This is a genomic window from Streptococcus infantis (assembly GCF_047463655.1).
Classification (GTDB): domain Bacteria; phylum Bacillota; class Bacilli; order Lactobacillales; family Streptococcaceae; genus Streptococcus; species Streptococcus infantis_Z.
Genome location: NZ_JASHDM010000022.1, coordinates 1 through 9,077, shown reverse-complemented (window position 1 = coordinate 9,077; position 9,077 = coordinate 1). Strand labels below are relative to the sequence as shown.

Genomic DNA, 9,077 nt, shown 5'->3' with positions numbered 1-9,077 from the left:
TTGGTACGTAGATAATTGGTGTGTCGTCACCTGGGTTTTCAGGAGTGATTGGTTTTCCTGGTTCTACTGGTTTACCTGGTTTGCTTGGATCTTTTGGATCTGGCAAGTATGGTTTGTAGCCTGGTACATTAGGAACAACTGGTTGACCTGGTTTCGTTGGATCCGTTGGATCATTTGGATACTTCACTTCTGGTGTTGATGGGAAGTTTGGATCGTTTGGTGTCTCTGGTTTTGGAACCAAGTTTCCAAGTGGTTTGTAAGTTACAGTTTCTTCGAGATTTTCTTGAGTGACTGTCTTAGAAGCAACACTTGCTTTATCCGCATAGTATCCAGTAACACTTGGCGTTGGAACTGCATCATAGTTAGTCTTATTAGTTGTCCATGCTTCATCAGGGTTAAGAACTTTACCTGTAACTTTATCAAGTTTTAAGGTACGTGTCCATTGTGCATTTTGAACATTGTCTGCTGGTGTTTGACTACCTGCACCTACATAATGAACAGTTGACATTACATCTTTCTTCCATTGATCTGTCGCTGGGTATTTAGGACTGTTTGGATCATTTGGATTGATTGGATCTGTTGGATTATGTGGATCGTTTGGTCCAACTGGAGTTTCACCATGTTTCAAGGTTACTGTCCAGGTTTGATCTACTGATGCATCGGTATCGAAGTGAACTCCTGCTGGGAATTCATCGCTTACAAGAACATAGCCACGATCTTCATAATACTTGATCTTGTCCGCAGTTGAGTAGTTGATTGCCTCACCTGATTTACCACCGACTTGATCATTGGCAAGGGTTTGACCTGTTGTTTGGTCAACGTACTTGATAATAGCTTTTTGTTCCGCCTTACGGTAGACAACAGGTGTATCAGATCCTGGGTCATTAGGTGTTACACTTGGTGTATCTGTCACATAACCTGGGATAACTGGAGTTGGAGTCTCGCCACCCTTAGTTGGATCTTGTGGATCATTGTTGTACTGTGGAGTTGGTGCTTTAGGAATTGGGTTTCCTTCTGGATCAACTGGAATGATCTTACCAAGTGGTTTATAAGTAACCTTATCCGTAACTTCTGGTTGATCTGGAGTAACTGTCTTAGATCCAGCTTCCTTCTTATCAGCGTAGTAACCTTTAACTACTGGAACTGTTTCTTTACCATAAGTGTGATTAGGTTGATCCCATGTTGTCGTACCATTTTTTTGTTTACCAGTAAAGGTGAAGTTATCTTGAACCTTATCAGCTGGAGTAGCTGTTCCTGCTCCTTCAAACGTTACCGTTTGTTTAGTTGGTTGCGTCACATCATTTGTTTTTGGTACATAGATGATTGGCGTATCTTCCCCTGGTTTATCAGGTGTTACAGGTGTTCCTGGTTGGATTGGTTGACCTGGTTTCGTTGGATCGTTTGGATCTGGAAGGTGTGGTTCATAACCTGGTACATCAGGAACGACTGGTTGACCTGGTTTCGTTGGATCTGTTGGATCGTTCGGATATTTAACACCTGGTGTTGATGGGAAGTTTGGATCGTTTGGTTTCTCTGGTTTTGGAACCAAGTTTCCAAGTGGTTTGTAAGTAACAGTTTCTTCAAGGTTTTCTTGAGTAACTGCCTTAGAAGCAACACTTGCTTTATCAGCGTAGTATCCTGTCAAACCTGGTGTTGGAACTGCAGCGTAGGCTGTCTTATCTGATGCCCATGGTGTCGCTGAAAGTTCTTTACCTGTGACTTTATCCAAGGTAAGGGTACGTGTCCATGTCGCGTTTTCAACATGATCTGCTGGGGCTGCTACCTTACCATCTGATACCACATACTTAACAGTAGATGTGACATCTTTCTTCCATTGATCTGTCGCTGGGTATTTAGGACTGTTTGGATCATTTGGATTGATTGGATCTGTTGGATTATGTGGATCGTTTGGTCCAACTGGAGTTTCACCGTGTTTCAAGGTTACTGTCCAGGTTTGATCTACTGATGCATCGGTATCGAAGTGAACTCCTGCTGGGAATTCATCGCTTACAAGAACATAGCCACGATCTTCATAGTACTTGATCTTGTCCGCAGTTGAGTAGTTGATTGCCTCACCTGATTTACCACCGACTTGATCATTGGCAAGGGTTTGACCAGTTGTTTGATCAACGTACTTGATCACTGCTTTTTGGTCTGCCTTAACATAAACAATCTTCGTATCTTGTGAAATTCGATCTGGATCACTTTCATCATTTGGTTCAATAGTTTTATCAACAATATTGTAACCCCATGCTTGTGGTTGTTCCTCCTTAATCACATATCCTGTTGGTGCATCTGGAATTTTAGTTTCTGCTGCTTCTTTAGGATTCAATGGGTTATTTTCATAAGTCTTAGATACTGAACCTGGAATAACATTTCCTGATTCATCTACTTGAATAATCTTACCAAGTGGTTTATAAGTTACAACATCTTCAGCATTAGGATTGGTTGGAGTGACTGTTTTACTACCTGCTTCAGACTTGTCAGCGTAGTAACCAGAAACTACTGGAACACTTTCCCTACCGTAAGTATGACTGTTTTCAGTCCATGTTGTTGTACCATCAGCTTGATTCTTCTTACCTGTGAAAGTATAGTCATTTTGAATCTTATCTGAAGGTACCTGAGCTTTACCATCTGTACTTGTGTACTTAACAGTTTGTTTTGTTGGTTGCGTCACATCATTAGTTTTTGGTACATAGATAATCGGCGTATCTTTTCCTGGATTTTCAGGAGTGATTGGTTTTCCTGGTTCTACTGGTCTACCTGGTTCACCTGGTTTCGTTGGATAGTTTGGATCTGGCAAGTATGGTTTGTAGCCTGGTACATTAGGCACAACTGGTTTACCTGGTTTGGTTGGATCATTTGGATCATTTGGATACTTCACTTCTGGTGTTGATGGGAAGTTTGGATCGTTTGGTGTCTCTGGTTTTGGAACCAATTTTCCAAGTGGCTTGTAAGTAACAGTTTCTTCAAGATTTTCTTGAGTGACTGTCTTAGAAGCAACACTTCCTTTATCAGCGTAGTAACCTGTCAATCCTGGTGTTGGAACTGCATCATAATTAGTCTTATTCGCTGTCCATGGTGCATCAGGGTTAAGAACTTTACCTGTCACCTTATCAAGATTTAAGGTACGTGTCCATTGTGCATTTTGAACATTATCAGCTGGGGCAGTTGTCTTACCGTCTGATACCACATACTTAACAGTTGATGTTACATCTTTCTTCCATTGATCTTCCGCAGGGTATTTTGGACTCTTTGGATCATTTGGATTGATTGGATCTGTTGGTTTATGTGGGTTATTTGGTCCAACTGGTGTTTCACCATGTTTCAAGGTAACTACGAATTCTTGATCAACTGACTCATCCTTGTCATAGGTAGCTCCTGCTGGGAATCCATCACTTACAAGAACATAGCCACGATCTTGATATTTCTTGATCTTGTCTGCAGTTGAGTAGGCAATAGCTTCACCTGATTTGCCACCTACTTGATCACTTTCAAGTGTGGCACCAGTATTTTGGTCTACATACTTGATAGTAGCTTTTTGATCTGCCTTGCGGTAGATAATCGGCGTATCTTTTCCTGGATTTTCAGGGGTGATTGGTTTTCCTGGTTCTACTGGTTGACCTGGTTTCGTTGGATCGTTTGGATCTGGCAAGTATGGTTTGTAGCCTGGTACATTAGGCACAACTGGTTTACCTGGTTTTGTTGGATCGTTTGGATCATTTGGATACTTCACTTCTGGTGTTGATGGGAAGTTTGGATCTTTTGGTGTCTCTGGTTTTGGAACCAATTTCCCAAGTGGTTTGTAAGTAACAGTTTCTTCAAGATTTTCTTGAGTGACTGTCTTAGAAGCAACACTTCCTTTATCAGCGTAGTAACCTGTCAATCCTGGTGTTGGAACTGCATCATAGTTAGCCTTATTCGATGCCCATGGAGTAGATGAGAGAACTTCACCTGTCACCTTATCAAGTGTTAAGGTACGTGTCCATTGTGCATTTTGAACCTTATCAGCTGGGGCAGTTGCATTACCGTCTGATACCACATAATGAACAGTTGACGTTACATCTTTCGTCCATTGATCTTTCGCAGGGTATTTAGGACCGTCTGGATAATTTGGATTGATTGGATCTGTTGGTTTATGTGGATTATTTGGTCCAACTGGTGTTTCACCATGTTTCAAGGTAACTACGAATTCTTGATCAATGTTTTCATCATCATCAAATTTCTTTTGATCTGCAGTTGAGTTTGTAAATCCATCTTCTACAAGTTTGTAACCTTTATTAACAAAATCAGCAATCTTAGCTGCAGTTGAGTAGTTAATGGCTTCATACGATTTACCAGAAACTTCATCTTTTGCTAACTCCTTATTATTAGCACTTGTATCAATGTATTTAATAATAGCTGATTGTGTTGGTTGCTTATAGACAACGACTGTTTCGTATGTACCCAAATCAGACTTGGCTACAATATTGCGCCAATAAGTTTCTGAAACGGTGCGTTTACCTGCTTGAGCTTCAATAAGTGTGTCTGTTGCATTGCTTGAATCATATGAAACAGAAACTGAATCAGCTTTAGCCCCAGCTTCTAATCCTGGAACATTAGTTGATAGAATTTCTGGTTTATAGCCTTTTAGTTTTGGCGAAGCGATAGTACCATAATTATAGGTACCAGAATTTGTTCCGTCTTCTTTCCAGCCTGTATCAGCTATGTTATCTCCATCAATATCAGAAATGTGATACTTCGCTTTACTATAGGCTGCTAAGAATTCATCACCATTGCTGACACTTGAATTTTTTAAAATCTCTTTAAAGCCTTCTTGGTCAATAGAGACATCCAAAGTACGCTTCCAATCTGATGACTGGATAACATCTTTAACTGGAGTTCCGTCTTTATCTTTAGCAACTGGATTTCCGTCTTTGTCTACTTTAAGTGAAGTTCCATCTTCGTACACATATTTGATGACATTTTTATGAACACCAGTCGGGTTGATTTTAGAACCATTTGATACCCAAATATTTTGACGGTTATCACCTACCGGGTCAATACCATAAGTCCTATCTGTGGCAACAACTCCCCCAGTAGAAGAACCTGTTGGTACAGATGTGGCATTAGCAGGTTCTATGTGTGCTCTATTATTTTGGAAACCAGCAATAGACATAGATCCGCCCTGGATATTCATCCAAACAGAACTCTGTTTATTATGACTTTGTGCATCCCTACCATCCTTGTTCATGGAATAAACCGTATAGGTCCCAACACCTGCATTATTTGTTGGACCATTAAATTCGACTCGGTTCCCTGAAGCTTCTAATTTATTTGAGATATAAAGAATATTTCCGTGGCCAATATCCTGTGGATTGTTCCCTTGAGGAATAGTTATTGGTAGTTTCCCGGTAATGTCACCTGCTGATGTACCATCTGATTTTGTGTATCTCATAAAGGAAACATATAGCGGATTATTAAACTGGAAATAAGTGTTTGTACTAGCTCCCAATGCTACTGAGATCAACTCAGCATAGTAGTTAGTATTATCATCTCGAATATCTACAATAGAACCCTTATTCGCTTGGAAAAGTGGCTCATTCTTACGACCATTCCTAGAATCAAGGGAAATGACATCATCCCAGTCATTATCCCAACTGTGACCATTCTTATCCTTATACGTACGGTCATCCATTTGTACACGGAAAGTCGCAAAGTCATCTACTAAGATTTTACCATTTTCATTCAGACCGATATAGTTGTACCCATCGTAACTACCTGAAGGTGTCTTAGTATCCTCATTTTTACCTTTACCTACTGAATGGAAAGTATTGTTCGAATGTTTTCCAAAGACTACTCTTGAATCATTTCCGAAATCAAGGGCAACACCACGACCTTTATTTTCAAAGCGAACTTTGGCATTTTGACCTGTGACAAGTTCTGAGTGATTCCCCATCATAATCCCATCACGGCCATGAAATTCAAATGTTCCTTCTTCGCCAATTAGAACTCGGCTAGGGCCATTTTTACGACCGTTGTTACCAGCACCGTAACCACCGTAACGATCCTTATCGGTAAATTGATCCCCTGGACGGTTTATACCAATTGAAATACCTTGACCGATACTAGTATTTAGGACTAACTTAGAGCCTTTGCCAGTTTCTACGGTACCACTATCAGCCATGAAAATACCAGCATTGTGGTAGCGAGCATTTTCAGATCGATTGTCAGTGTTCATGTTGATAGTAAGACTAGCTTTATCTTTTACACTGACCTTAGCTCCACTTTCAAGAGTAATAGCATCCCCTTGAGAAGAGCGATTAAGCGTTAAGCTAGCTCCCTCAGCAACTGTTACAGATTTAGCATCGTGAATATTTGACTCACGACGTTGATCTGAATGACCTGCAGCTCCGACATTCCGTTGTACGTGTTGAGTTTGACCATTTGCAGCTTGATAACTGTCACTAACTGTTGAAGTTGTAGTTCCTTTGATAACAACATTTGTGTTACCACCACCACCATAAAGTGATGAACCCTCACTTGTCACATTTTCAAATGTAACTGTATTTGAACCACTAGTTCTTGATAGTTCAATTGGACCTCTAGAGTTTGCTGAAGCAATCTTAAGGTTTTTAAGATTTAGTTCCCAGCTAGCTCCAGTCAACTCCAAGGTGTGTGACAAGAGTTCAAGACGAGCATTGTCGTCCTTACCTTGGATAGTAACTGCACGAGATTGTGCACTAATGGTAGTTTTACGGTCTACAGAACCAGGATTTCGGCTATCTGTGTTACCATTGTCACCTTGAGCTACGATATCACCATTAACAGTGATTTCGCTTACATTTTCATCCTCTAAGGCTGAAACAAACTCACTCCAATTAGATACTTCTCGTTTATCTTCTGAAGTAGCTCGACGTGTACGCGTTGAACGGCGTGCTTCAGCTGGAGCTGAAGCTTTATCAGTAGACTTATCATCTTTGTCAGCAACTTCAGCTGGAGCTTTGTCAGTAGACTTATCGTCTTTTTCAGCAACTTCAGCTTTAACTTCAGTTGCTTTCGCCGTTTCTTCACTCGATTCTTTCGCTGGTGCTTCTGACTTTTCAGATTTTGGACTCTCGATTACAGGTTTTTCAGAATCTGAAGAAACTTCAGTTGTTTCTGGTGTTACAACAGGTTTATCAGCTACTGTTGGTTTTGAATCGGCAGTTTCTGGTGATAGAGCAGACTTATCTGCTACTGTAGGTTTTGATTCAGAAGTTCTTGGTACTGAAGATTCCGATGTACTTGTTGAACTTTCTGGACTAACAGATACTACGGAGGTAAGCAATGTTTCTGAAACATTTACCTCATCAGCACTAGCAACTTGTCCACTCAAAAAAAAGGCAGTTCCTAAAAGAACAGAGGCTAAACCAAAACTATACTTACGTAAAGAAAAACGTTGACGCTCATTAAAATGAAACTTCATAGTAATCTCCTTTTTACTTTTTCTTAAACTTTAGTATATCACTATATTTATAAAAATCAAGTATTAGCGGTTACTTTTTACTAAAAAACGTATTACACGAACTAAATTTATTATTTTTTTACATCTCTTATCGCAAGCTTAGTAATTCTTTAAGAAATAGAATTGAAGGAACAAACATCCATCTAGTGATGTATTTCAGCCCTACTATGAGAGATTTATCCATTTTTATATTCATACAACTTATTTAACAGTATTAAAAAATTTTAGTAAATGTTTTTTACTGAGATTTATAGTTTTATCTTTTAGTTTTTCAACAAATCCTTCTATCTCTGGATATAAAAACGGAGAGAACAACGACTGTCCTCTCCAGATGTTATAGTAGATTGAAATAAGGTATGAACAAATCGATTAGGAAAATCAAACTAATTTCTAGAAATATTTTTAGCAGTCTTATACTCAATGAAAATCAGAGAGCAAACTAGGAAACTAGCCGCAGGTTGCCCAAAACACCGTTTTGAGGTTGTGGATAGAACAGTTCAAAATACTGTTTTGAGGTTGTAGATAGAAGCTGATGTGGTTTGAAGAGATTTTCGATGAGTATTAACTTTTCTTCTATGGAAAAATAGCATATACAGTAGATTGAGATTTTAACATTTCAAAGATCTGTAAGACTGACATTTCACCATTCTCCTAATCATTATCCATCAAAAAAAACCGTAAGAATTTCTTCTTACGGTTTTTCTAGCAATTCCTTAGAATCAGAATTCTGAGTGTTGCTTTATTGGAGTAATTTCTTACTCTTCTTCCTCACGTTTTTTAGCGAAGAGGAGTCCGCCTGTCGCTGCTGCAAGAAGTGCTAAAGCAAGTGAAGCGCTAGATTGTTCTGTACCAGTATTTGGCAATTCTTTCGCTCCTGCTTTCTTAGCTGGTGCTTGAGCAGGTGAATCTTGGTTAGCAGCTGGATTACCTGCTACTGAACCATCTGATTTCTTAACTGTCTTATCTGCTGGGATAAAGGCTGTGGTGCCATCTTCAAAGGTTACAATTACTGATCCGTCTTTGTTAACCTTGATATCTTTCGCAGTTGGGTTAGATTTCTTAACTTCATCTGCTACCTTACCTTTTTCTGCATCAGTCAAGTTGCTTGGATCTGTAACTGGTGTTACTGATGGATCCTTAACGACTTTATCAGCTGATTTCTTAACTGTCTTATCTGCTGGGATAACCGCTGTTGTACCATCTGGGTATGTAACAGTTGTTGTACCATCTTTGCCAACTTTAACATCAGTTACGGTTGGGTTAGATTTCTTAACTTCGTCGGCTATCTTAGCTTTTTCTGCATCAGTCAAGTTGCTTGGATCTGTAACTGGTGTTACTGATGGATCCTTAACGACTTTATCAGCTGATTTCTTAACTGCCTTATCTGCTGGGATAACCGCTGTTGTACCATCTGGGTATGTAACAGTTGTTGTACCATCTTTGCCAACTTTAACATCAGTTACGGTTGGGTTAGATTTCTTAACTTCATCTGCTACCTTACCTTTTTCTGCATCAGTCAAGTTGCTTGGATCTGTAACTGGTGTTACTGATGGATCCTTAACGACTTTATCAGCTGATTTCTTAACTGTCT

The 9,077-nt window shown here is 39.6% G+C and carries 2 protein-coding genes; both read right to left on the bottom strand.

Annotated features, from left to right (window positions below; translation table 11 throughout):
- On the bottom strand, positions 1-7,447 hold a 7,447-nt coding region (locus tag QM877_RS10025), incomplete at its 3' end, for a mucin-binding protein (RefSeq protein WP_414318319.1).
- 794 nt (positions 7,448-8,241) lie between these two features.
- The coding region (locus QM877_RS10020) for an LPXTG cell wall anchor domain-containing protein (RefSeq protein ID WP_414318318.1) at positions 8,242-9,077 on the bottom strand (836 nt) is incomplete at its 5' end.